Source organism: Bradyrhizobium altum, assembly GCF_020889705.1.
GTDB lineage: Bacteria > Pseudomonadota > Alphaproteobacteria > Rhizobiales > Xanthobacteraceae > Bradyrhizobium > Bradyrhizobium altum.
The window spans coordinates 47,600-70,881 of the sequence record NZ_JACMYP010000006.1 but is presented as its reverse complement, the minus strand read 5'-3'; the positions used below and the strand labels follow the sequence as shown (position 1 = coordinate 70,881).

Genomic DNA, 23,282 nt, shown 5'->3' with positions numbered 1-23,282 from the left:
CTCCCCTGTCAATTGCCGTTCGTTCCGCCTCACGAAGCCGCTGCGGCCGCCCGCTGCCGGCGCGCCGGCGGCGTCCAGCGATAGGCAGCACCGAACCGGTTCCAGACATTGATCGAAGCGATCGCCGAGGTCAGGTAGGTCAGCTCCTTTTCGGAGAATTCAGCGGTTGCCTCCGCATAGACCTCGTCGCTGACGCCGTTCGGCAGGGTCGTCAGCGCTTCGGTCCAGGCCAGCGCCGCGCGCTCGCGGGCCGAGAACTGCGGCACCTCGCGCCACACCACGACGAGGTTTAGCTTGTCGACGGGGACGCCGAGGTTCTCGCCTTGCAGGATGTGATACTGCACGCAGAAGGCGCAGCCGTTGATCTGCGAGGCGCGCAGCTTGACCAGTTCGAGCAGCTGCTTGTCGAGACCGGCCTTCGCCGCGAACTGGCCGAGGTCACGCACGACGGCGAAGACATCGGGGGCGAGCTTCTCGAAGTCGGCGTATTCCTTGCGGGCATGTGACATTGGCTTGGCCTCATGTTATCAGTGTACTGATACAATATCAGAGCTCTGATATTGAGCAAGACGCAGACATTCGCGAAGGCAACATGGCGGGAATGCAGAAACGAGGGAAATCCGGCGCAGCCGGGCGGCGCCCGGCGGGGAAAGCGGCGGCCGGCAAGGTTGCGATCGGTGCGGGATCGGCCGCAGACGCGCTGCCCGCCTCTGCCGTCCCGCCGCCCGGCGAAGGCAAGCGCGGCGAACAGGGCTATCTCGCCTACCTGCTGCGCCAGGCGAATGCGGCCTCGCGGCTGTCGATGGAGCGCGAGCTGGCAGGCCTCGGCGTCACCTCTCCCCAATTCGTCGTGCTGACGATGCTGAAAGCCTATCCGGGCCTCTCGGGTGCCGATCTGGCCCGGGTGGCATTCCTGACGCCGCAGACCGTCAGCGTGATCATCCGCAACCTCGAGCGCGACGGCGCGATCCGCAAGACGCCGCATCCTGTCCACGGCCGGGTGCTGCAGTGGACGCTGACCAGCCATGGAACCGCGCTCCTGGAGAAATGCCGGCATATCGCCCAGGCCCAGGAGCGGCGGCTCGCCGCCGGCCTCGACGCCAAGTCGGAACAGGTGGTCCGGCAATGGCTGTCAAAAATCGCCACAGATTTGCAAGATACATAGCTCCTGCGGCGGCGTGGCTTTTGGCTCACCCGATCGGCGCCGCTACACTGGCCCGATGAAACAGCCTGATTCTTTGAAATCCCCTGCCCGCCGTGCCGTCCTGAAGGCGGCGCTTACGGCAGGCGTGACCCTCGGCACTCCGCTCGGCGCACTGGCGGCCGCGCCTCCAGGCTTCGACCAATGGCGCGACAATTTTCGCGCCCGCGCACTGGCAAAGGGCATTTCGGAGGCGACCTGGAATCGCTGCATGGGACGGGTCGAGCCCGACATGAGCGTGTTCAAGCAGATGCGCAACCAGCCTGAATTCCACGAGCAGATCTGGCAGTACATTAACCGCCGCGTCTCGGACTGGCGGGTCATCCACGGCCGCGAGGCGCTGAAGAAGAACGAGGCGCTGTTCGCGCGGATCGAGCGCGACTTCGGCGTCGAGCGCGGCACGCTGCTCGCGCTGTGGGGCGTTGAATCAGCCTATGGCGATCCGCTGGTGCAGCAGAACCACATGACGCCGGTGTTTCCCTCGCTTGCGGCGCTCGCCTGGAACGAGCCGCGCCGCAAGGCCTATTGGGAGACCGAGCTGATCAACGCGATGAAGATCGTGCAGCGCGGCTGGAGCACGCCGCAGGAGATGAACGGCTCCTGGGCCGGCGCGATGGGCCATTCGCAGTGGATGCCGGAAGTCTGGCTCAATGTCGGGTTCGACTATGACGGCGACGGCAAGGTCTCGCCGTTCGGCCGCCCGGACGACGCGCTCGGCTCGACCGCGAAATATCTCGTCAATCGCGGCAAGTGGCACCGCGGCGAGCACTGGGGCTACGAGGTTCATGCACCGGGCGGCGGCGCCGGCGGCAGCCGCACCTATGCAGCCTGGGCCAGCGCCGGCGTCGTCAGAGCCGACGGCCAGCCGTTTCCGCAACCGAACGCGTCGGCGCAGCTCTGGATCCCGGTCGCGGGCGGCCCCGCCTTCCTGCTCGGCCCGAACTTCAATTCGGTGAAGAGCTACAATCCGTCGATGAACTACGCGCTGGCGATCTGCCATCTCGGCGACCGCTGTCTCGGCGGGCCGCCCTTCATCCAGCCGTTCCCGGGCTCGGAGCGCGCGCTGACGCTCGCCGAGGTGCAGGAGATGCAGACGCGGCTGACCAAGGCCGGCTTCGACACCGGCGGCACCGACGGCCGCGTCGGCAACGACACCATGCAGGCGATCAAGGATTTCCAGACCAAGACCGGCCTGTTGCCCGCCGACGGTTACGGCGGACTCAAGGTGCTGGCGCGGTTACGGCAAGGTGGCTAGCGAGCAGCACGTACTCCGTGTCGTCCCTGCGAAACCAGGGACCCATAACCACAGATGATGATTGTTGCACACCGCTGGAACGACAAGTCCCGTTCACAACATCGGCCGCGGAGTATGGGTCCCTGCTTTCGCAGGGACGACGACGGTTGGGATGCAAATGCGCCGCTCAACTCCTCGCAATGACGGAGACTATTTCGGTTGCCGCACCACGCCGCCGGCATTCATGCCGCCGTCGATCACGAGCTCGGTGCCGGTCACGTAGCGCGACCCATCGGAGGCGAGATAGAGCACGCCCTGCGCAATCTCGATCGCCTGGCCGGCGCGGCCGAGCGGCGTGGCGAACCTTGCGCGCTCTTCCGGATCGATCGGTGCGTTCTGGCCGGCGCCCGTCGCGCCTGTCGGGATCTTGCCCCAGATCGGCGTGTCGATGATGCCGGGATGCACGGAGTTGACACGGATGCCGTCGTTGACCTGCGCGCATTCCATCGCGATCGACTTGGCGAACAGCCGCACCGCGCCTTTGGTCGCGCTGTAGCCGGAGAGCGTCGCCGCACCGCGCAGGCCGGCCAGCGACGACATCATGATGATCGAGCCGCCGCCATGCTTGCGCATCAGCGGCAGCGAATGCTTCACCGACAGGAATACGCCGTCGAGATTGATGGCGGTTTGCCGGCGCCAGTCTGCGAGCGACATCTCGACAATCGAAGGCGCCCCGATGCCGATGCCGGCGTTGGAGACCATGATATCGAGGCGGCCATAGCGCTTGCCGATGTCAGCGATGACCTCGATCCAGCGCTCCTCGCTGGTGACGTCCTGCGGCAGGAAAATCACCTCGCGACCAGCCTTCTTGAGCCGCGCGGCGAGCTCGGGTCCCCTCAACTCGTCGATGTCGGTCGCAACAACCGTCGCGCCTTCCTGCGCGAACAATTCGACGATCGCCTCGCCGATACCCGACGCGCCGCCGGTCACCAGCGCGACCTTGCCTTCAACCTGTCCTGCCATGTCCACTCCCAACGTTTCTTATTTGATCACCGTCGGGCCCTGATCCGGTACCGCGACGTCGAGCACACGGAATTGCACACGTTCGGTGCCTTGCCAACGGTCGACTGCAAGAGAGCCCGCCACGTGCAATTGCTGGCCGCGATTTTGCGTCAAGGCGCTGCCGAGCTTCTGTCCGACCGAGCGGAATGCGATACCGTTGACGATGGAACCGTCGCCGGACTTGAAGCGCAGCCGCAGATGCGCCTGCCCGACCTCGTCGGCATAGACCAGCTGATGCGACGGCAGCGCGATCACCGGCTCGGGATTGGCGGCACCGAACGGTCCTGCGCGATTGAGCGTCGCGGCGAATTCCGGCGTCACCGCGCGCGCAGTGACGGCGCCATCGATGAACAGCTCGTTCTCGTGACGCGAGTTGGCGACGTCGGCCGCCAGCGCGCTCTCCATGTAGGCGCGGAATTCGGCGAGCTTCTCCTTGCGCAGCGTGACGCCGGCTGCCATTGCGTGCCCGCCGCCTTTCATCAACAGGCCGTCATGCACCGCCTGCCGCACGGCCTTGCCGATATCCACGCCGCCGATCGAGCGGCCCGATCCGGTGCCGATGCCGCCTGGCTCGAGCGCGATCGCAAAGGCCGGCCGCGCGAACTTCTCCTTCAGCCGCGCTGCGACCAGCCCGACCACGCCGGGATGCCAGCCTTCCGCCGCTGTGACGATCACCGCGCCCTTGTCCTCGAGGCCGAGCGAGGCCAGCGCTTCGGCTTCGGCCTGCGCCTCGGCCGCCTGCTCGATCACCCGCCGTTCGGCATTGAGGCGATCGAGCTCGGCCGCGATCCGCGCGGCCTCCGAAACGTCGCCTTCGAGCAGCAGCCGCACGCCGAGATCGGCGCGCCCGATACGGCCGCCGGCGTTGATGCGCGGCCCCAGCATGAAGCCGAGATGCCAGGCCTCCGGCGGACCATTGAGCCGCGCCACATCCATCAGCGCGGTGTGGCCGACATGGTCGCGGCGGCGCATCGCAATCAGACCTTTTGCGACAAAGGCCCGGTTGAGCCCGATCAGCGGCGCGACGTCGGCGACGGTGCCGAGCGCGACATGATGCAGCACGCTGAGCAGATCGGGCTCCGGCATCTCGCCCGTCCAGAAGCCGCGCTGGCGTAGCTCGCGGTTCACCGCCACCAACGTCACCAGCACAAGGCCGACGGCCGCGAGATGGCCAAGACCAGAGAGATCGTCGGGCCGGTTCGGATTCACCAGCGCATCGACCTCGGGTAACTCGTCGCCGGTCTGGTGATGATCGATCACCACGACCGACATGCCGAGCTTCTTGGCTTCCGCCAGCGGCTCTATGCTGGTGGTGCCGCAATCGACCGTGACGAGCAGCGTCGCGCCCTTCGCCGCCAGCGCGCGGACGGCGTCGACGTTCGGCCCGTAGCCTTCGAAGATGCGGTCGGGAATGTGGATCAACGGGTCCAGTCCGCAATGGCGCAAATGCCAGGTCAGCAACGCCGCCGAAGTCGCGCCGTCGACGTCGTAGTCGCCGAAGATCGCGACCTTCTCGCCGTGCACCGCGGCGTCCGCGATCCGCTTGGCAGCGGTCTCCATCTCGGTGACCGTGTGCGGGTCCGGCATCAGCTTGCGGATGGTCGGGTCGAGGAAGTCGGCCACCTCGTCGATCGCGACGCCGCGGCCGGCCAGCACCCGCGCCAGCATTTCCGGCAGATTGTGCCGCTGCACGATCGCGAGCGCCCGCGCCGCCCCGCGCGCATCCAGCCGGTCGCGCCAGAGTTTTCCGGTCAGCGACCGCGTCACGCCGAGGAACGCCTGTGGCACCTCGACGGGCAGTGCGGATGCGTGCAGCGTCATGATCCCTTCTGGAGCCAGAGCGTTTTCGAGCGAAATGGGCAGCGGTTCGCGTGACGAAAGCGCGTCAAAACAAGTCCAGGGCTTCGGTTCTGCCCAATCAGAACCGACCCTCCAGGAAGGAATCGTAACGCTTCGATGACGAGCAGACCAGTTCTAGCAACCCATCCGGCTGGCGATTTCCCCGAAATCCTTGGCCACGATGTCCCACGCGCAGGTGGCCTCGAAATCGACTTTCTGCAACGGACCGTATTCGGTCGGCCGCGCGACGAACGCCGTCTTCAGGCCGTGCTTCTGCGCGTGCTTGAGATCGTAATTATGCGCGGCCACCATCATCACCTGCTCCGGCGGCAGGCAGAGCAGTTTTGCCGCGCCGAGATAGGTTTCCGGATCGGGCTTGTAGTGCTCGAACAGCTCGGCCGACATCACGAGGTCCCAGGGGAGACCTGCGAACTTCGCCATGTTGGTGAGCAGCGCGACGTTGCCGTTCGACAGCGGCGAGATGATGTATTTGGTCTTCAGCCGGGTCAGCCCGGCGACGCTGTCGGGCCACCCGTGCAGGCGATGCCAGCCCAGCGTGAGGTGCTGAAGGTCGGTCTCGGTGAGGCCCTTGACGTCGAACTGCGCGACCAGCTTCTCCAGCGAGCGGCGGTGCAGGGCGTCGAGGATGACATAGCCGTTCTGCGGGTTCTTGCGCACCTCGTCCATCGAGGCCGCGTAGACCGCGCGCCAGCCATCGACCAGCGCGGTCCAGTCGGCCTTGATGCCACGCGTCTCGCCCCATTTGGTGAAGTCGTTGATCAGGCTGGTGCGCCAGTCGACCACGGTTCCGAACACGTCGAACACCAGTGCCTTGACGCCGGAAAGATCGGACATGAGTGCCTCCCGCTTTTGTTGTTCTTGATCGCGTTACTCTCTCTTCGTCATTCCGGGATGCGCCGCTTGGCGCAGGCCTCAGATGCGCAATTGCGCATCGGGGAATCCATACTCATTGTCGTGGTTATGGATTGCGGGCTCGCGCTTCGCGCGCCCCGGAATGACGACCACTGTTGGGCTCGTCTCAGTCCAGGTGGAACTTCTCCAGCTGGCGGTGTTCGGCCTTGATGTAGCGCACGGTGCCGGTGACCGAGCGCATCACGACCGTCTCGGTCTCGATCACGTCCTTCTTGAACTTCACGCCTGAAAGCAGCGAGCCGGTGGTGACGCCGGTGGCGGCAAACAGGCAGTCGCCCCTCGCCAGATCCTCGATGCCGTAGATCATCTTCGGATCGGTGACGCCCATCTTGTGGGCCCGCGCGCGCTTCTCCTCGGTGTCGAGGATCAGGCGGCACTGCATCTGGCCGCCGATGCAGCGCAGCGCGACCGCTGCCAGCACGCCCTCGGGCGCGCCGCCGGTGCCGATATACATGTCGACACCGGTCTCATCGGGCTTGGCGCAGTGAATGACGCCGGCGACGTCACCGTCGGTGATCAGCTGCACGGCAGCGCCGGTCGAGCGCACGCTGTTGATGATGTCGGCATGGCGCGGACGGTCGAGCACCAGCACGTTGATGGCGGTCGGGTCGACGCCCTTGGCCTTGGCGAGCCGGCGGACGTTGTCGGCCGGCGGCGCGTCGAGTTCGATCACGTTCTTGGCGTAGCCCGGACCGATCGCGATCTTCTGCATGTAGACGTCAGGCGCGTGCAGCAGCGTGCCGCCATCGGCCATCGCCATGGTGGCGATCGAGCCGGGCATGTTCTTGGCGCACAGCGTGGTGCCTTCGAGCGGGTCGACGGCGATATCAACTTTCGGGCCGGCGTTGAGGCCGACCTTCTCGCCGATGAACAGCATCGGCGCCTCGTCGCGCTCGCCCTCGCCGATCACGACGGTGCCCTCGATCGGCAGCTTGTTGAGCTCGCGCCGCATCGCGTCGACCGCGGCCTTGTCGGCGGCCTTCTCCTGGCCGTGGCCGCGCAGCCGGGCGGCCGACACCGCTGCGCGCTCCGTCACGCGCACGATTTCGAGCGTCAGGATGCGCTCGAGCAGCATCTGCGGCGGAACGGAAATATGGGTCGACATCGGCGTACTCCTTAAGCCTCGGGGGACAGGCCAGCCTGCCCGCATCAATCGTCTCACGCCCGACCCGTTCAGGTCATGCGTTAGTTTTTCTCGATCCGGATCACCTGCGGCCGGCCGCTGATGACCTTATCGCGTTGCACCGCGGCCAGCGCACGATGCACCGCATCCTCGCTGGTCGCGTAGGTAATCAGAATGACCGGGACCGGTGAAGGTTTTTTGGCCGCACCGTTCACATCGACGCCATCCGGATGCCGTTGCACGATGGACTCCAGAGATATCTTCTGTTCCGCGAGCCGGGTGGCGATTGTTGCGGCAGTGCCTGCAAGATCGCGCGCCATCAGGCGGATATAGTAACCACCCTCATGGCGTTCCATCGGCGCCTTGGAGGTGTCGCGCAACCGCTCCACCGGACGCCCGAACGGCTTGGCACGAATGCCGCGGGCGACGTCGGCGATGTCGGCGACCACGGCCGAGGCGGTCGCACCGCCGCCGGCGCCGGGGCCGACCAGCGTGATCGGCGGAATTCCCTCGCCGTCGATCGCCACCGCGTTGGTGACGCCCATCACCTGCGCGATCGAGGATGATTTCGGCACCATGGTCGGATGCACGCGCTGCTCAATGCCCTTTGCGGTGCGCACGGCGACGCCGAGCAGCTTGACGCGGTAGCCGAGTTCCGCGGCGGCCTTGAGGTCTTCCGGCGTGATCGAGGAGATGCCTTCGACATAGACCGCGCTTTCGGCGACCTTGGTTCCGAAAGCGAGGCTCGCCAGGATCGCAAGCTTCTGCGCGGTGTCGTGACCATCGACGTCGAACGACGGGTTGGCTTCGGCGTAGCCGAGCCGCTGGGCATCCTTCAGGCATTCCTCGAACGACAAACCCTCCTGCTCCATCCGGGTCAGGATGTAATTGCAGGTGCCGTTGAGGATGCCGTAGACGCGGTTGACGCTGGTGCCGGCGAGGCCCTCGCGCAGCGTCTTGATGACCGGGATCGCCGCACCGACCGCCGCCTCGAAGTTCAACGCGCCGCCGTGCTTCTCGGCGGCGGCGGCAAGCCGCAGCCCGTGCTTGGCGATCAGCGCCTTGTTGGCGGTCACGACCGACTTGCCTGCCTTCAGCGCGGTCTCGATCGCGGAGAGCGCGGGATCGCCGGCGCCGCCCATCAACTCGACGAAGCAGTCGATATTGGGATCTTCGGCCAACGCCTGTGGACTCTTCGCCCAGGCGATGCCGCGCAGGTCGAGGCCGCGCTTCTTGGCTTTCGAGCGCGCGGTGACCGCGACGACGCGGATGCCGCGGCCGCTGCGCTCGGCCAGCGCCCGTCCTTGCGTTTCGATGAGGCGGACGACATCGGCACCGACGGTGCCGAGCCCCGCTATGCCCACGTTCAGGGGTGCGACCATGGATTTAAGGGACCTGGAGATTAAGCAACCTGGAAGGATTAGCGCCGGTTGGCGAGAGGAACGACGTTGTGCAACGTTTCGATGCCGCTTTCAAGGAAGCGGCGCACGCCGCGCGCGGCCTGCCGGATGCGCTGCTCGTTCTCCACCATCGCAATACGGACATAGCCTTCGCCATGCTCGCCGAATGCGACGCCGGGCGACACCACGACGCCGGATTTCTCCACCATCAGGGTGGCGAACTGCATGCTGCCGACCGCCTCGAATGCCTTGGGCAGGGGCGCCCAGGCGAACATCGAGGCCTGCGGCGGCGGAATGTCCCAGCCGGCGCGGCCAAATGACTCAACCAGCGCGTCGCGGCGCTTGCGGTAGGTGTCGCGCATCTCGCGGATGCAGTCGTCGGGACCGTTCAGCGCGGCGGTCGCCGCCACCTGGACCGGCGTGAAGGCGCCGTAGTCGAGGTATGATTTGACCCGCGCAAGTGCCGCGATGATGCGCTCATTGCCGACCGCAAAGCCCATGCGCCAGCCGGCCATCGAGAACGTCTTCGACATCGAGGTGAATTCGACGGTGACGTCGAGCGCGCCGGGTACCTGCAGCACTGATGGCGGCGGGTTGTTCTCGTCGAAATAGACTTCCGCGTAGGCGAGATCCGACAGGATGAAGATGTCGTGCTTCTTCGCGAACGCGATGAGATCCTTGTAAAAGTCGAGGTCCGCGACATAGGCGGTCGGATTCGACGGATAGCAGACGATCAGCGCGATCGGCTTCGGAATCGAATGCTGGATCGCCCGTTCGACCGCCTCGAAGAACTGCGGCGTCGGCTCCGACGGCACCGAGCGGATCACGCCGCCCGCCATCAGGAAGCCGAACGCATGGATCGGGTAGCTCGGATTCGGGCACAGCACGACGTCACCGGGCGCGGTGATCGCCTGCGCAACGTTGGCAAACCCCTCCTTCGAGCCGAGCGTCGCAACCACCTGGGTATCGGGGTTCAGCTTGACGCCGAAGCGGCGCGCATAATAGGCGGCCTGGGCCTTGCGCAGGCCGTTGATGCCACGCGAGGCCGAGTAGCGGTCGGTCCGCGGCTTGCCCAGCGTCTCCTTGAGCTTCTCGATGACGTGGGGCGGGGTCGGCAGGTCCGGGTTCCCCATGCCCATGTCGATGATGTCGGCCCCGGCATTGCGCGCGGCCGCCTTGGCCTGGTTGACCTTTTCAAAGACGTAAGGCGGCAGACGGCGAATGCGGTAAAAATCTTCCATGGGACCCTTGCTCCGACAACCGCAATGCCAGAATCGTCCCCCTTGGTTGACTTGCGGAAGCCGGCTCGGCCTCTTACAGAAATCGCACTGAATCAATGATTTAGAGCGAATTCAGGCGCACGGTCTGGGGACAGCGGCCGGATCTGCGGTTGAATTGGGTTTCTTTTAGCACGGCCGCCGGGCGGCGCCAGCGCTGATCGGCCGATCTCGCGCGCTCACTTCCCGCTTTGGGCTGCCGTCGCGGCCTGAGCCTGGGCCTGGCGATCGCGTGCGGCAATCAGCTCCTGCTCGATCTTGGCCTGATCCGCCGGCTTGATCGTCGGATCGGCGCGATCGGGCGGAATATCGTGGACCGGGAGGTAGCCGTTGGCATCCTTTGGCCGCGCCGGCGCATCGGCCGGCATGGCCATATCGGCAATCGTGCTCGAGCACCCGCTCAGCGCCAGCATCGACGCGAGCAGCGCTGCGGCCGCGAGCCCCCTGTTCATTCGATCGATCGGCATGCGCCGAATTGTCCCCAACAAGCTAGCGCGCACGTCGCACATTGCCGACACGGGTCGCACTGGTACGAGCCTTGCAGCGTCCCCGCTGCATCTAATCCCAGCTTTAGACGTTTCAAACCATTGTCGCCCGAAACGCTTAAAGCGGGAACACCAAAAGCGACCCCTGAGGCTTCAATATGACGGAACAAAGATTTCTTTATCGCACCGCAACAGAGCGAAACATCGGCTTTTGACCGATTCTCGCTACCGCACCGCGCGATGACGCCCTCCAAACGACGCGATATTGTCCCTCAGATGAGCAACGTCAGTACCGACACCCAAGCCGCCCCGAAATTCAACGCCGAAGCCTTCGCCATGAACATCGCGCGGGCGATGGAGAGCAGCGGCCAGGCGCTGGCAGCCTATCTCAAGCCGCGCCAGACCGGGGAAGTCCGCGACAAGCCGCCGAACGAGCTCGGTGAGGTCATCAAGACCTTCAGCGTGATCGCCGAATACTGGCTGGCTGACAAGGAGCGCGCCTCCTCGCTGCAGATGCAGCTCGGCAAGGATTACCTCGATCTCTGGGGATCGGCCGTGCGCCGCATGGCCGGCGAAGCCGATGCCAAGCCCGCGATCGCGCCGGCCCCGCGCGACAAGCGCTTCCAGGATCCGGAGTGGAAGTCGAATCAGTTCTTCGACTTCATCCTCCAGCTTTATCTGCTGACCGCGAAATGGGCGCAGCAGCTGGTCCACGACGCCGACGGAATCGATCCGCACACCCGCAAGAAGGCCGAATTCTACGTCCAGCAGATCACCAACGCGCTGGCGCCATCGAATTTCGTGCTGACCAATCCGGAAGTGCTGCGCGCCACCGTCGAGACCAATGGCGACAATCTGGTCCGTGGCATGAAGATGCTGGCCGAGGATATCGAGGCCGGCCACGGCACGCTGCGGATCCGCCAGTCCGATTCGAGCAACCTTGAGGTCGGCGTCAACATGGCGACGACGCCGGGCAAGGTGATCTACCAGAACGAGCTGATGCAGCTGATCCAGTATTCGCCGGCGACGGAGAACGTGCTGCGCACGCCGCTCCTGATCGTGCCGCCATGGATCAACAAGTTCTACATCCTCGATCTGCGCCCCGAGAAATCCTACGTCAAATGGTGCGTCGACCAAGGCATTACGGTGTTCGTGATCTCCTGGGTCAATCCGGACAAGGAGCTCGGCAAGAAGACCTGGGCCGACTACATGGCCGAAGGCCCGCTCACGGCGATGGACGTGATCGAGAAGGTCACCGGCGAGATGAAGGTGCACACCGCCGGCTATTGCGTCGGCGGCACCATGCTCGCCTCGACGCTCGCCTATCTCGCCGAGAAGCGCCGCCAGCGCGTGACGTCGGCGACGTTCTTTGCCGCGCAGGTCGACTTCACCCACGCCGGCGACCTTCTGGTGTTCGTCGACGAGGACCAGATCTCGGCGCTGGAACGCGATATGCAGGAATCCGGCGTCCTCGAAGGCAGCAAGATGGCGATGGCCTTCAACATGCTGCGCTCGAACGACCTGATCTGGTCGTATGTCGTGAACAATTATCTGAAGGGCCAGTCGCCCTCCTCATTCGACCTCCTGCACTGGAATTCGGACGCGACGAGGATGCCCTCGTCGAACCACTCCTACTATCTGCGCAACTGCTATCTGGAGAACCGGCTGTCGACCGGCACGATGGTGCTCGACAACACGCTGCTCGATCTGTCGAAGGTGAAGGTGCCGGTCTACAACCTCGCGGCACGCGAGGATCACATCGCGCCGGCGGAATCGGTGCTCTACGGCTCGCAGTTCTTCGGCGGCCCGGTGAGATATGTGCTGTCCGGCTCCGGCCATATCGCCGGCGTGGTCAATCCGCCGGCCTCGAAGAAGTACCAGTACTGGACCAACGACAACATCAAGGACATGAAGCTCGCCGACTGGCTGAAGGGCGCCGAGGAACACAAGGGATCGTGGTGGCCCGACTGGCGCGGCTGGCTGGAAAGCCATGATCCGGAGATGGTGCCGGCGCGCATTGTGGGCTCGAACGGGGCGTCGGTGCTCGAGGACGCTCCGGGCAGCTATGTCCGCGTCCGCGCGTAGCGCCAAGTCTTCGCGTACCGCAAAGTCTTCGCGTAGCGCCAAGTCTTCCGCTCAGCTATAAACAGATGGTCCCGACGGTCGGGAATCGAATTCACGTGAGGGGGAGACGATGACGCGCGAACTGTTCTGGCTGTCGCTGACGGTGATCCTGACCGGGCTGCTGTGGATTCCCTACATCATCAACCGCTGCCAGGTGCGCGGCCTCTCCGGCGCCATGGGCAATCCCTCGCGCACCGACAAGCCGCATGCGGAATGGGCCAACCGGCTGATGTTCGCCCACGACAACGCGGTCGAGAATCTCGTGATCTTCGCGCCGCTGGTCTTGATCCTGAACGCGGCCGACTATTCCACCAAATGGACCGTGCTGGCCTGCGCCGTCTACTTCTGGGCCCGCGTCGCGCATCTGATCGTCTACACGCTCGGCCTGCCGGTGTTCCGCACCCTGGCCTTCACGGTCGGTTTCATCGCCCAGGCGGTGCTGGCGCTCGCGATCTTCAAGATCGTCTGAGCAACACATTCGCGCCGGCGGCGGTGATGGCCGCGCCGGCGCTATTCCTCGCCCTTGCGCACCACGATGTGCAGCATCGTCGCCGGCGCCTCGTCGAAACTCTTGATCTCGCCGGTGTCGGACGAGACTTGGGTCCACGCCCCGGACTCGGCGTAGGTCGCCGCCAGCCAGTCGGTCGCGGGATAATTGTAGTAGCGGCCGATGCTGTCGCGGCCATCGCCATGGCCGATCTTGTAGCTCGCGTAGAAGATGCCGCCGGGTTTCAGCGCCCGATGGATGCGGCCGAGGATGCCGACCAGTTCGTCGCGCGGCACATGCAGCAGGCAGGCGCTGGCCCAGACGCCGTCATAAGCCCCACGATCCTCGAGCTCATCGAACAGCATCGCCTCAACGGGATGGTTGATGCGGCGCGCCGCGACGTCAGCCATCTCGGGTGAGCCGTCGGTCGCGCGCAGCACGAAGCCTTCGGCGAGCATGACCGCGGCATGATTGCCGGCACCGCAGCCGAGTTCGAGGATCGCGCCTCCTGGCGGCAGCAGCTTGAGAAAACCTGTCAGCCGGGCGGACGGTGCTTTCGCCCACCCGGCATAGGCCTCGGCATTGCGCCGGTAGAATTGCAGCGTGGCGTCGTCCACGATGCGCCCCTCGCCATCAGCCGTCGGCCAGCCCGAGCATCAGCCGCATGTTCTGCACCGCGGCGCCCGAGGCGCCCTTGCCCAGATTGTCGAGCCGGGCAACCAGCACCGCCTGGCGATGCTTGTCGCTGGCGAACACATAAAGCTCGAGCTGGTTGGTCTCATTGAGCGCCTCCGGCTCGATCCGGCCGCCCTTCGCCGCTTCGTTTTGCAGCGGCATCGCCGAGACGTGTTTGCTGCCGGCATACCACTTCGCCAGAACAGCCTGCAGGTCGGCGCCGGTCGGCTTGCCCGGCAACGTGTCGAGCTGCAGCGGTACCGAGACCAGCATGCCCTGCCGGTAGTTGCCGACCGACGGGATGAAGATCGGCCGCCGCGTCAGATGCGAGTAAAGCTGCATCTCCGGCACGTGCTTGTGCTCGAAGCCGAGGCCATAGAGCTCGAAGGCCGGCGCCGAGCCGTCCTCGAAGCTCGCGATCATCGACTTGCCGCCGCCCGAATAGCCGCTCACCGCGTTGACGGTGACGGGATAGTCCGCGGGCAGCAGGCCGGCATCGACGATCGGCCGCAGCAGCGCGATCGCACCGGTCGGATAGCAGCCCGGATTGGAGACCTTCTGCGCATTGCGGATCTTGTCGGCCTGGTCGGGCGCGAGCTCGGCGAAACCGTAGGCCCAGTCGGGCGCGACGCGATAGGCGGTCGACGCATCGAGCACCTTCGGCGCCGAATTGCCCATCGTGTCGATCAACGCGACGGTCTCCTTGGCGGCCTCGTCGGGCAGGCAGAGGATCACGAGATCCACCTGCTCCATCAGCGCACGCTTGGCGCCTGCGTCCTTCCGCTTGTCGTCGGCGATGTGCTTCACCGCGACGTCACCAATGGAGTGCAGCCGCTCTTGGATGCCGAGGCCGGTGGTGCCGGACGCCCCGTCTACGAACACGGTGGCCTTGATCGCACCGCTGTTGGCTTTCGGCTGGTTGGTATCGGTGACGGTCATGACATGCTCCTTTCGAGCTCGTTCGTTTCGTTTGCTAACACGTCTGGCCGCACCTCCGCTGCCGATCCGGGGCTGTTATCCCTAGATTGAGCGCATCCTGGTCCACGACAACAACCCCCGCTCACGGAAACAGCGCGATCTGCTCCAGCCCGGTGGTTTCGGGCAAGCCGAACATCAGGTTCATATTCTGGATCGCCTGTCCGGCCGACCCCTTCACAAGATTATCGAGCGTCGAGAGCACGATGGCGCGGTTCTTGATCCGGTCGGCGACGACGCCGATCTGAACGTAATTCGAACCGCGCACGTTCTGCGTCTGTGGTAGCACGCCCTTCTTCGTCACATATACGAACGGCTCGTTGGCGTAGGCCTTTTCCAGCTCGGCGCGCAAATCGTCGGGCGTAGCCCCGTTGAGCTTGACATAAGATGTGCAGAACTCACCCCGCGCCATCGGAATGAGATGCGGGGTGAAGTTCACTGTCACAGCCGAGCCAGCGGCTGCGCCGATCTCCTGCTCGATCTCCGCCGAGTGTCGATGGCTTCCGATCGAATAGGGCGACAACCCTTCGCCGGCCTCGCTGAACAGCGTGTTCTGCTTCAGTCCGCGTCCGGCGCCGGTGACGCCCGACTTTGCGTCGATGACGATATCGTCGACGTCAATCAGCTTTGCCTTCGCCAGCGGAACAAGCGCCAGCAGCACCGCCGTCGGATAGCAGCCGGGACAGGCCACCAGCCGCGCGGCCGTGACCTTCTCCCGGTAGAGTTCGGTCAGCCCATAGACGGCCTCGTCCTGCAATTCGAGCGCCCGGTGCTCATGGCCGTACCATTGCGCGTAGCTGTCTTTGTTGCGCAGCCGGAAATCCGCGGACATATCGAGGATCTTGATTCTGGGATTGGCTTTCAGCACCGCGGCGATGATCTCCTGCGTCGTCCCATGCGGCAGTCCGCAGAACGCGGCATCGAGCCGCGTCCAGTCGACTTTTTCCCATTCCACGAGTTTTGGCAGGTCGAGCATGAAGAAGTGCGGAAACACCTCGCTCATCGCCTTGCCGGCATGGGTGTTGGCGGTAAGCGCGGTGATTTCGGCATTCGGGTGTCGCGCCAACAGGCGCACCGCGTCGGCGCCGGTGTAGCCGGACGCGCCCAAAATTCCGATTTTCTTCTTCGTCATTACTCGCTCCTCGGAAGCGTAGTCATCTCGGCCTGTATCATCGCGAAAGCCTGCGGGCGCACCTCGCGCATCAAAGCCGCGATGTCCCGGGCACCGGCTTCGGCCTGTAATGCGAGCGTGTTGCCGACCGCCGCGAAATCGGTTTCAGACTTGTGCTGGTTCAGCTTGAAACTGCCCTCCACCTCTTCCACCATCATCTCGAGGCCCACGATGGCCTTCTTCATTGCTTCCAGCCGCGCGGCGGTCATCTTGCCCGACACCCACGGCTTCTTCGGCAGCAGCCGGTCCTCGAACTTGGCGCTCAGCGCGTCGATCTGAACCGCAAGTTCCTCGTCCGACAGGGTCCGCACCGGCCCGGTCAGATGCACGGCCTGATAGAGCCAGGTCGGCACCTGATCGGGCGACACATACCAGTCCGGCGACACATAGGCATCCGCGCCGGTGACGGCCAGCAGCCAAGGGCCCGCGTGCGCCAGCTTTACCAGCGGATTGTGACGGGCAACATGAAACAGCGCCCGCGGCGTGCCGTCGGCGGCGTAGGTCAAATAGAACGGCAGCGCGGAGGCGATCGGCTTGCCGCCGTCCCACGCGCAGGCGATGCCGAAACCGCGCGCTTCCGCAAAGCCGAGGCTCGCGGCGCGGTCAGGCTTGAAGGGCGGTGGCGTATACATGGTCGAAACTCCTGCATGACGAAGGAGCCGCCAGATCGAACCGCGTGTCTTTTTTCAGGAGAGCGCCGCGGGAGGAGATCCGGCGGCAGAGGCGATGGTCTTAAACGCGAGCGACCGCCCGTACCGCGAGAATGCGGCGGCGGCGGGCGATGACGATGGTCGCGGCGTTGATCATGGGCGCGGCTATAAGGCCGCGCCCCCTTGACGTCAAGAAAAACCGTTCAGATCGCCGGATTCCACGGCGCCGGCACGACGCGGTAACCAACGCCGTCCTTGACCACGTTGCCGAGGCCCGGGAACGGATAATGGAAGCCCTGCACCTGGAGCCGCTCCGCAACCACCATGTCGTAGATCCGGCGGCGGGTCTTCTCCGCCACGTCGCCGTCCTGGTCGAAGAACGCATGCCAGCCGGGGTTGGTGGCGAACAGGTTCGGATTGTTGGTGACGTCGGACTGGATGAAGACCTTGTCCGGGCCCGAGGCCAGCACGTAGGAGGTGTGGCCCGGCGTATGCCCGACGGTCTCGACCGAAGTCAGGCCCGGCGCGATCTCCCTGCCCCACTCGTAAGGCGTGACCTTCTTCTTCAGGCCGGCCTCGAAGATGTTGCGGTTGTTCTTGAACAGGCCCGCCATGCGCCCGGCCGGCGCCCGGCTCATCTCGCCGTCATCCATCCAGAACTTCCATTCGGTCGCCGGCACCAGCACTTCGGCGTTCGGGAATGCCGGCGTGCCTTCGGCGGTCAGCAGGCCATTCACGTGGTCGCCGTGGAAGTGCGAGATCACGACCATATCGACATTCTTGGGATCGAAACCGGCCGCGACGAAATTGTCGGCGAACAAGCCATTGGCCCCCTTCGTGCCGGCCTTTGCCAGTGCGCCATTGCCGGTGTCGATCACCACGAGCTTGCCGCCGGTGTTGAGCACCAGCGGCGCAAACCAGATCGTCATCATGTCGCGCGGCATGAATGCCTTCTCCAGCGCAGCATTGACGTCGTCCCGCTTCGCATTCGGAATGAAGGAGTCTTCCAGCTTGAAGACATTCTTGCCGTCGGACACCGCGGTGACCAGGATGTCGCCGACCTTGTAGCGATAGAAGCTCGGCGCCTGCTTGTCGGCGGCGGACGCTGCGGCGGCCGCGGGAACGGCGGGCAGCAACGGTGTGGCGGCGATACCGGCAGCGCCGGTGAGAGCGCGACGTCGTGTCAATTCCATGTATTGTCCTTCCAACGAGATAGTGATGCGCCCGGTGAATTCGCCTTGTGGGGCGAGGTTGTATCAGCGTTTCGATGCTCGCGCGATGACGACAGCGCGCGCTATTGTTCTCCCGGCTAACCCCTGCACCATGGCCTTATTCCGAAACTCACTACACCACCCGCCACATCCACTCGACGACCTGGCCGATGACGTCGCCGAACAGCAGTAGCGCGGCCGACCAGACCAGCGCGGAGACGAAATTGGCGATCTGGAACTGCCAGTACGACATCTCGAAAATGCCGGCGGCAAGCGGCACCGAGGCACGCAGCGGGCCGAAGAAGCGGCCGATGAAGATACTGGGCACGCCCCAGGTCTTCACGAAGGCCTCGCCGCGCGGCAGAATCTCGGGGTAACGCGACAGCGGCCACATCTGCGCGACCTGCTCCTTGTAGCGATAGCCGAACCAGTAGGAGACCCAGTCGCCGAGCGCGGCCCCGATGCCGCCCGCGATCCAGATCGGCCAGAAACTGATCCCGCTGACGCCGATCAGGGCGCCGATCGCAACCAGCGCACCCCAGGCGGGCACCAGCAACGAGATGAAGGCGAGCGATTCAGCGAACGCCAGCAGCATGACGATCGGAGCGGCCCAAGCCTGGTGATGGCGGACGAATTCGGCGAGGGCCCGCGCAAAGTCTTCCATCTCGTCGAGTGCCCTCCGCTGCGTTGAAAACTGAATGAACCTTTGTAGCGGCACACAGCCTAAGAACAGGTAAGCCAGCCCATTGCGTGACATCAAGTCACAAAGGCGGGGATCAAACGTGATTTCCGGCAAGGCCCCTGCGGTCCGGGCTGGCTGGCACCTCCCTTATAAGAAAAAGGAATCACTGGATGATCGGGTCACTGATGATGTGCGTCGGCGTTCTCGTCTTGTTGTTCGGAATGCTCGCGGGCATCGTTATGGGTATCCAGCACGACTTCACGTTGGGGCCGGCGCATGCCCATCTCAATCTCGTCGGCGGCGTGCTGCTGTTCCTGTTCGGCCTGTACTACCGGGTTTTCCCGGCTGCCGGGCCACGCCGTTGGCGAAGCTGCAAGCCTGGCTGCACATTGCAGGCGGCATCCTATTCCCGGCCGGTGTAGCCCTGGTGCTGCTGAAAGGGGACTCATTCATAGCCGCCCCGATCGTTGGATCGCTGATCGTCGTGGCCGCCATGGCCCTGTTCACGGTCGTTGTATTTCGCACCTCGCAGGCGTAATCGCGGGCTCCTATCTACACAGGCGGCTGGGCCCTGAAGGCGCGGCCGCCCCCATTTGGCAGCCCATCCGTGGCATAGTCAGAGCAACCGATTCGCTGCGCCATGACCGGCGCACCACTTGAAGAACCATGTCCAAACCGCTGAAGTCAAACGCCAAAAGTAAATCCGCCGACGATCTGTTCGGAGCCCCGGAGCCGAAGGGACGCGCCCCGGCGAAGGCTGCTTCCCGCTCCACAGGAAGCGCCGAAGCCGGCTATACGGCGGCCGATATCGAGGTGCTGGAAGGGCTGGAACCGGTCCGCCGGCGGCCCGGCATGTATATCGGCGGCACCGACGAGAAGGCGCTGCACCATCTGTTCGCCGAGGTGATCGACAACTGCATGGACGAGGCCCTCGCCGGCCACGCCACCTTCATCGACGTGGAGTTGACGACCGACGGCTTCCTGACCGTGACCGACAATGGCCGCGGCATCCCGGTCGATCCGCATCCGAAATTCCCGAAGAAGTCGGCGCTCGAAGTCATCATGTGCACGCTGCATTCGGGCGGCAAGTTCGACTCCAAGGTCTACGAAACCTCGGGCGGCCTGCACGGCGTCGGCGTGTCCGTGGTCAACGCCCTCTCCTCGCGGCTCGAGGTCGAGGTTGCGCGCAGCGGGCAGTTGCACCGCATGACCTTCGAGCGCGGCCATCCCAAGGGTAAGCTCGAAGACCTCGGCAAGATCAACAACCGCCGCGGCACGCGAATCCGCTTCAAGCCGGACACCGACATTTTCGGCGCCAAGGCGGCCTTCAAGCCGCAGCGCCTGTTCAAGATGACGCGCTCGAAGGCGTACCTGTTCGGCGGCGTCGAAATCCGCTGGCGCTGCGACCAGGAGCTGTTGAAGGGCGTCGAAGACGTCCCGGCGGAAGCCAAGTTTCACTTCCCTGGCGGCCTGAAGGACTATCTTGCCGCGGCGATCCATGCCGACGCGCTGGTGCATCAGGATATCTTCTCCGGCAAATCCGGCCGCAGCGGCGCGCATGGCGCCTGCGAATGGGCGGTGGCCTGGACTGCGGATGCCGACGGCTTCCTGTCGTCCTACACCAACACGGTGCCGACGCCCGATGGCGGCACGCATGAATCGGGTCTGCGCAGCGCATTGCTGCGCGGCTTGAAGGACCACGCCGAGCGCGCCGGTCAGGGCAAGCGCGCGGCCTCCATCACCTCCGAAGACGTGATGGTGGGCGCGGCCGTGATGCTCTCGGTGTTCGTGCGCGAGCCTGAATTCCAGGGTCAAACCAAAGACCGCCTCGCCACCGCCGAAGCGCAGCGCATCGTCGAACAGGCGATGAAGGATCCGTTCGACCACTGGCTGTCAGGCAATCCGAACCAGGCCAACCGGCTGCTCGACTTCGTGATCGATCGCGCCGAGGAACGGCTGCGCCGCCGCCAGGAAAAGGAAACCGCGCGCAAGACCGCCGGCAAGAAGCTGCGTCTTCCCGGCAAGCTTGCGGATTGCTCCGATGCCGGCACCGAAGGCTCTGAACTCTTCATCGTCGAAGGCGACTCGGCCGGCGGCAGCGCCAAGCAGGCACGCGATCGCAAGACGCAGGCCGTGCTGCCGCTGCGCGGCAAGATCCTCAACGTCGCCTCCGCCGGCAAGGACAAGCTGACCGCCAACGCGCAGCTCTCCGATCTCGTGCAGGCGATCGGCAGCGGCACGCTCGCGCACTACCGCGAAGAAGATTTGCGCTATCAGCGCATCATCATCATGACCGACGCCGACGTCGACGGCGCGCACATCGCATCGCTCCTGATCACCTTCTTCTACCGGCAGATGCCGCGGCTGATCGACGAGGGACATCTCTATCTGGCGGTGCCGCCGCTCTACAAATTGAAGCACGGCACCAAGTCGGTTTACGCCCGTGACGACGCCCACAAGGAAGAGTTGCTCAAGAGCGAATTCAACGCAAACGCCAAGGTCGAGGTGAATCGCTTCAAAGGCCTCGGCGAGATGATGCCGGCGCAGCTGAAGGAGACCACGATGGATCCGGCCAAGCGCACGCTGCTGCGCGTGGTGCTGCTCGCCGACGATCGCGAGGGCACCGCCGACTCGGTCGAGCGGCTGATGGGCACCAAGGCGGAAGCCCGCTTTGCCTTCATCTCCGACAAGGCCGAATTCGCAAGCGACGATTTGCTCGACGTTTAGGGTCCAACCAACTGATTTGAAATGATTTTCCGGCCGCCTCCAGATCGGGGCGGCCGTTTTCATTCGCCCTTTCGGAGAATGCCTGCGGTTTCCTTTTCAGGCGGTTGTGTCTCACCCGCAACAGCATTTCCGGCGGAACCACGTATAGTCCTGACATGAGTTTCGGGAATCGGTGCCATCGCGCCCCCGTCAGCGACCCGATCGAACGCTAAAGTCGAGGATTTGAATATGAAGAAGATTTTGCTCGCTCTGACCGCGGTTGCTGCGATGACGGGTTCCGCGTCGGCTGCCGATCTGGCCGCCCGCCCCTACACCAAGGCACCTGCTCCGATCGCGGTGGCGCCGAGCTGGACCGGCTTCTACATCTTCGGCGGTGGCGGCGGCGGCATCTGGGATGCTGACACTGGCGTTCAGTCGACCACCACGGGCGCTCCGATCCTCGGCTTCAACCAGCGCCAGGGCGGCGATGGCTGGTTCGGCACCGTCGGTGCCGGTTACGACTGGCAGACCGCCAACAGCTGGGTCCTCGGCGTGTTCGCCGACGGTCAGTTCGGCAGCCTGAAGGGCACGATCCAGGATCAGGGTCCGTTCATCGCCGGCAACATCAAGAACGACTACAGCTGGGCTGCCGGTGCGCGCCTCGGTTATCTGGTCGCTCCGAACGTTCTGTCCTACGTCAACGCCGGTTACTCCAGCTCGCACTGGAAGGGCACCACGCTGTTCAACACCGCGACCGCTCTCCCGTCCGGCCTGCACACCAACGGCTTCGATCGCAGCGGCTGGTTCGTCGGCGGCGGCGTCGAGAACAACCTGAACATCTTCGGCATCACCGCGCCGGGCTGGTTCATGAAGACCGAGTACCGCGCTGCCTACTACGACAAAAGGAACATCTCGGAACTCGCCGACGTCACCAATATCTCGAACGGCCGCGACATCACCTTCAAGCCGTTCGTCCAGACCATCAGCACCTCGCTGGTCTATCGCTTCAACTGGACCGGTCCGGTTGTTGCCAAGTACTGAGCTGAGTACTGATCCCTGCTGACATAGCAGACGAAAAGCCCCGGCATTGTCCGGGGCTTTTTTGTTGCCTGAGCGCTGTCGAGAACGATCTCGCGCGCACGCCTCCTGGCGCAGGGCCGACCGGCCGCGCCCGATCTGGTCAGCGCTGTGGCGATCGGGCACTGTCGCGACCGGATTCAAACCACAGCGGACAACAACAATGAGAAACGGACAGTTTGATCTCTCCGGCCGGGTCGCGATCGTCACCGGCGGCAATGGCGGCATCGGGCTTGGCATGGCGCGCGGCCTGGCGGATGCCGGCGCGGCGGTTGCCGTGGTCGGCCGCAACGAGGCGAAATCGAAGGCTGCCGTCGAGGATCTGGGCAAGCGCGGCGTCAAGGCGATCGCGGTGGCAACCGACGTGACCGACAAGGCTGCCGTCGCGGCCATGGTCGATCGGGTCACGGGCGAGCTCGGCCGGATCGACATCCTCGTCAACAACGCCGGCATGAGCATCCGCAAGCCGCCGCACGAGCTCGAGCTCGACGAGTGGAGCAAGGTGATCGACACCAACCTCACCAGCGCCTTCCTGTGCTCGAAGGCGGCCTATCCGGCGCTCAAGGCCTCGGGCCACGGCAAGATCATCAACATCGGCTCGATGATGTCGATCTTCGGCGCAAGCTTTGCTGCGGCCTATGCCGCGAGCAAGGGCGGCATCGTGCAGTACACCCGCGCCTGCGCCAACGCCTGGGCCCCCGACAACATCCAGGTCAACGCCATCCTTCCAGGCTGGATCGACACCGATCTGACGAAGGGCGCGCGCCAGCAGGTCGCCGGGCTGCACGAGCGCGTGCTCGCACGCACGCCGGCGGCCCGCTGGGGAGCCATCGACGACTTCGCGGGCATCGCCGTGTTCCTGGCCTCGCCGGCGTCGGACTTCGTCACAGGCACCGCGATCCCCGTCGACGGCGGCTATTCGGTGATGGCCTGAACCACAGGATCCATGAAATACAAGAGCCCCGGCATT

General features: G+C 64.7%; 22 protein-coding genes. 8 read left to right on the top strand and 14 right to left on the bottom strand.

Annotated features, from left to right (window positions below; genetic code table 11):
* Nucleotides 1–29 precede the first annotated feature (29 nt).
* On the bottom strand, nucleotides 30–509 hold the full coding sequence (locus tag H8B02_RS03760; RefSeq protein WP_229164924.1) for a carboxymuconolactone decarboxylase family protein: 480 nt from the start codon (nucleotides 507–509) through the stop codon (nucleotides 30–32).
* An 83-nt stretch (nucleotides 510–592) separates the two neighbouring features.
* Between H8B02_RS03760 and H8B02_RS03755 the strand changes: the two genes are divergently transcribed.
* Both H8B02_RS03755 and H8B02_RS03750 read left to right on the top strand, forming a co-directional pair.
* Nucleotides 593–1,165 (top strand): MarR family winged helix-turn-helix transcriptional regulator, encoded by a 573-nt coding sequence (locus tag H8B02_RS03755; protein WP_229164923.1) that lies wholly within the window; start codon nucleotides 593–595, stop codon nucleotides 1,163–1,165.
* Nucleotides 1,166–1,220: 55 nt separating this feature from the next.
* A complete protein-coding gene (locus H8B02_RS03750) occupies nucleotides 1,221–2,456 on the top strand; it encodes a lytic murein transglycosylase (RefSeq protein WP_229164922.1) in 1,236 nt (411 codons plus the stop codon).
* A 189-nt stretch (nucleotides 2,457–2,645) separates the two neighbouring features.
* On the opposite strand, the gene H8B02_RS03745 is transcribed toward H8B02_RS03750, so the two are convergent.
* The 7 genes from H8B02_RS03745 to H8B02_RS03715 form a co-directional block, all read right to left on the bottom strand.
* Nucleotides 2,646–3,458, bottom strand: a complete 813-nt coding sequence (locus H8B02_RS03745) for an SDR family NAD(P)-dependent oxidoreductase (RefSeq protein WP_229164921.1) — start codon at nucleotides 3,456–3,458, stop codon at nucleotides 2,646–2,648.
* Nucleotides 3,459–3,476: 18 nt separating this feature from the next.
* Nucleotides 3,477–5,318 (bottom strand): single-stranded-DNA-specific exonuclease RecJ, encoded by a 1,842-nt coding sequence (gene recJ / locus H8B02_RS03740; protein ID WP_229164920.1) that lies wholly within the window; start codon nucleotides 5,316–5,318, stop codon nucleotides 3,477–3,479.
* 153 nt (nucleotides 5,319–5,471) lie between these two features.
* Nucleotides 5,472–6,191, bottom strand: a complete 720-nt coding sequence (locus H8B02_RS03735) for a haloacid dehalogenase type II (protein WP_229164919.1) — start codon at nucleotides 6,189–6,191, stop codon at nucleotides 5,472–5,474.
* A 184-nt stretch (nucleotides 6,192–6,375) separates the two neighbouring features.
* The gene (glpX, locus tag H8B02_RS03730; RefSeq protein ID WP_229164918.1) at nucleotides 6,376–7,374 is read right to left on the bottom strand and encodes a class II fructose-bisphosphatase; all 999 of its coding nucleotides are present in this window, start codon (nucleotides 7,372–7,374) and stop codon (nucleotides 6,376–6,378) included.
* An 80-nt stretch (nucleotides 7,375–7,454) separates the two neighbouring features.
* Nucleotides 7,455–8,774, bottom strand: a complete 1,320-nt coding sequence (locus H8B02_RS03725; RefSeq protein ID WP_229164917.1) for a homoserine dehydrogenase — start codon at nucleotides 8,772–8,774, stop codon at nucleotides 7,455–7,457.
* A gap of 38 nt (nucleotides 8,775–8,812) precedes the next feature.
* Nucleotides 8,813–10,033: an LL-diaminopimelate aminotransferase gene (locus H8B02_RS03720; protein ID WP_229164916.1), complete on the bottom strand. Its 1,221-nt coding sequence runs from the start codon at nucleotides 10,031–10,033 to the stop codon at nucleotides 8,813–8,815.
* A 215-nt stretch (nucleotides 10,034–10,248) separates the two neighbouring features.
* Nucleotides 10,249–10,536 carry a hypothetical protein gene (locus H8B02_RS03715; protein WP_229164915.1) on the bottom strand — a complete coding sequence of 96 codons (288 nt, stop codon included), beginning with the start codon at nucleotides 10,534–10,536 and terminating at the stop codon, nucleotides 10,249–10,251.
* Nucleotides 10,537–10,830: 294 nt separating this feature from the next.
* Here H8B02_RS03715 and H8B02_RS03710 point away from each other — a divergent pair, with 294 nt between their 5' ends.
* Nucleotides 10,831–12,639 (top strand): PHA/PHB synthase family protein, encoded by a 1,809-nt coding sequence (locus tag H8B02_RS03710; protein WP_229164914.1) that lies wholly within the window; start codon nucleotides 10,831–10,833, stop codon nucleotides 12,637–12,639.
* Nucleotides 12,640–12,748: 109 nt separating this feature from the next.
* Nucleotides 12,749–13,147 carry an MAPEG family protein gene (locus tag H8B02_RS03705; protein WP_229164913.1) on the top strand — a complete coding sequence of 133 codons (399 nt, stop codon included), beginning with the start codon at nucleotides 12,749–12,751 and terminating at the stop codon, nucleotides 13,145–13,147.
* Nucleotides 13,148–13,188: 41 nt separating this feature from the next.
* Here H8B02_RS03705 and H8B02_RS03700 read toward each other — a convergent pair whose 3' ends face one another.
* From H8B02_RS03700 to H8B02_RS03675, 6 genes are all read right to left on the bottom strand, one after another.
* Nucleotides 13,189–13,782 carry a class I SAM-dependent methyltransferase gene (locus H8B02_RS03700; RefSeq protein WP_229164912.1) on the bottom strand — a complete coding sequence of 198 codons (594 nt, stop codon included), beginning with the start codon at nucleotides 13,780–13,782 and terminating at the stop codon, nucleotides 13,189–13,191.
* Nucleotides 13,783–13,798: 16 nt separating this feature from the next.
* On the bottom strand, nucleotides 13,799–14,779 hold the full coding sequence (argC, locus tag H8B02_RS03695) for an N-acetyl-gamma-glutamyl-phosphate reductase (RefSeq protein WP_229164911.1): 981 nt from the start codon (nucleotides 14,777–14,779) through the stop codon (nucleotides 13,799–13,801).
* Between the two features lie 121 nt (nucleotides 14,780–14,900).
* Nucleotides 14,901–15,947: an N-acetyl-gamma-glutamyl-phosphate reductase gene (argC, locus tag H8B02_RS03690; RefSeq protein ID WP_229164910.1), complete on the bottom strand. Its 1,047-nt coding sequence runs from the start codon at nucleotides 15,945–15,947 to the stop codon at nucleotides 14,901–14,903.
* Nucleotides 15,947–16,618, bottom strand: a complete 672-nt coding sequence (locus H8B02_RS03685; RefSeq protein WP_229164909.1) for an FMN-binding negative transcriptional regulator — start codon at nucleotides 16,616–16,618, stop codon at nucleotides 15,947–15,949. The genes argC (H8B02_RS03690) and H8B02_RS03685 overlap by 1 nt, the downstream gene beginning before the upstream one ends.
* Nucleotides 16,619–16,839: 221 nt before the next feature.
* Complete coding sequence (locus tag H8B02_RS03680) at nucleotides 16,840–17,829, bottom strand: MBL fold metallo-hydrolase (protein ID WP_229164908.1); 990 nt, start codon at nucleotides 17,827–17,829, stop codon at nucleotides 16,840–16,842.
* 151 nt (nucleotides 17,830–17,980) lie between these two features.
* Nucleotides 17,981–18,511, bottom strand: a complete 531-nt coding sequence (locus H8B02_RS03675; protein WP_229164907.1) for a DedA family protein — start codon at nucleotides 18,509–18,511, stop codon at nucleotides 17,981–17,983.
* A 188-nt stretch (nucleotides 18,512–18,699) separates the two neighbouring features.
* Between H8B02_RS03675 and H8B02_RS03670 the strand changes: the two genes are divergently transcribed.
* From H8B02_RS03670 to H8B02_RS03655, 4 genes are all read left to right on the top strand, one after another.
* Nucleotides 18,700–18,951 (top strand): hypothetical protein, encoded by a 252-nt coding sequence (locus H8B02_RS03670; RefSeq protein WP_229164906.1) that lies wholly within the window; start codon nucleotides 18,700–18,702, stop codon nucleotides 18,949–18,951.
* A gap of 244 nt (nucleotides 18,952–19,195) precedes the next feature.
* Nucleotides 19,196–21,256: a DNA topoisomerase IV subunit B gene (parE, locus tag H8B02_RS03665; protein WP_229164905.1), complete on the top strand. Its 2,061-nt coding sequence runs from the start codon at nucleotides 19,196–19,198 to the stop codon at nucleotides 21,254–21,256.
* A 228-nt stretch (nucleotides 21,257–21,484) separates the two neighbouring features.
* Entirely contained in the window at nucleotides 21,485–22,276 is a 792-nt protein-coding gene (locus tag H8B02_RS03660) for an outer membrane protein (RefSeq protein WP_229164904.1), read from the top strand.
* A gap of 199 nt (nucleotides 22,277–22,475) precedes the next feature.
* Nucleotides 22,476–23,246, top strand: coding sequence for an SDR family NAD(P)-dependent oxidoreductase (locus tag H8B02_RS03655; protein WP_229164903.1), 771 nt, complete (start codon nucleotides 22,476–22,478; stop codon nucleotides 23,244–23,246).
* The last annotated feature ends 36 nt before the right edge of the window (nucleotides 23,247–23,282 follow it).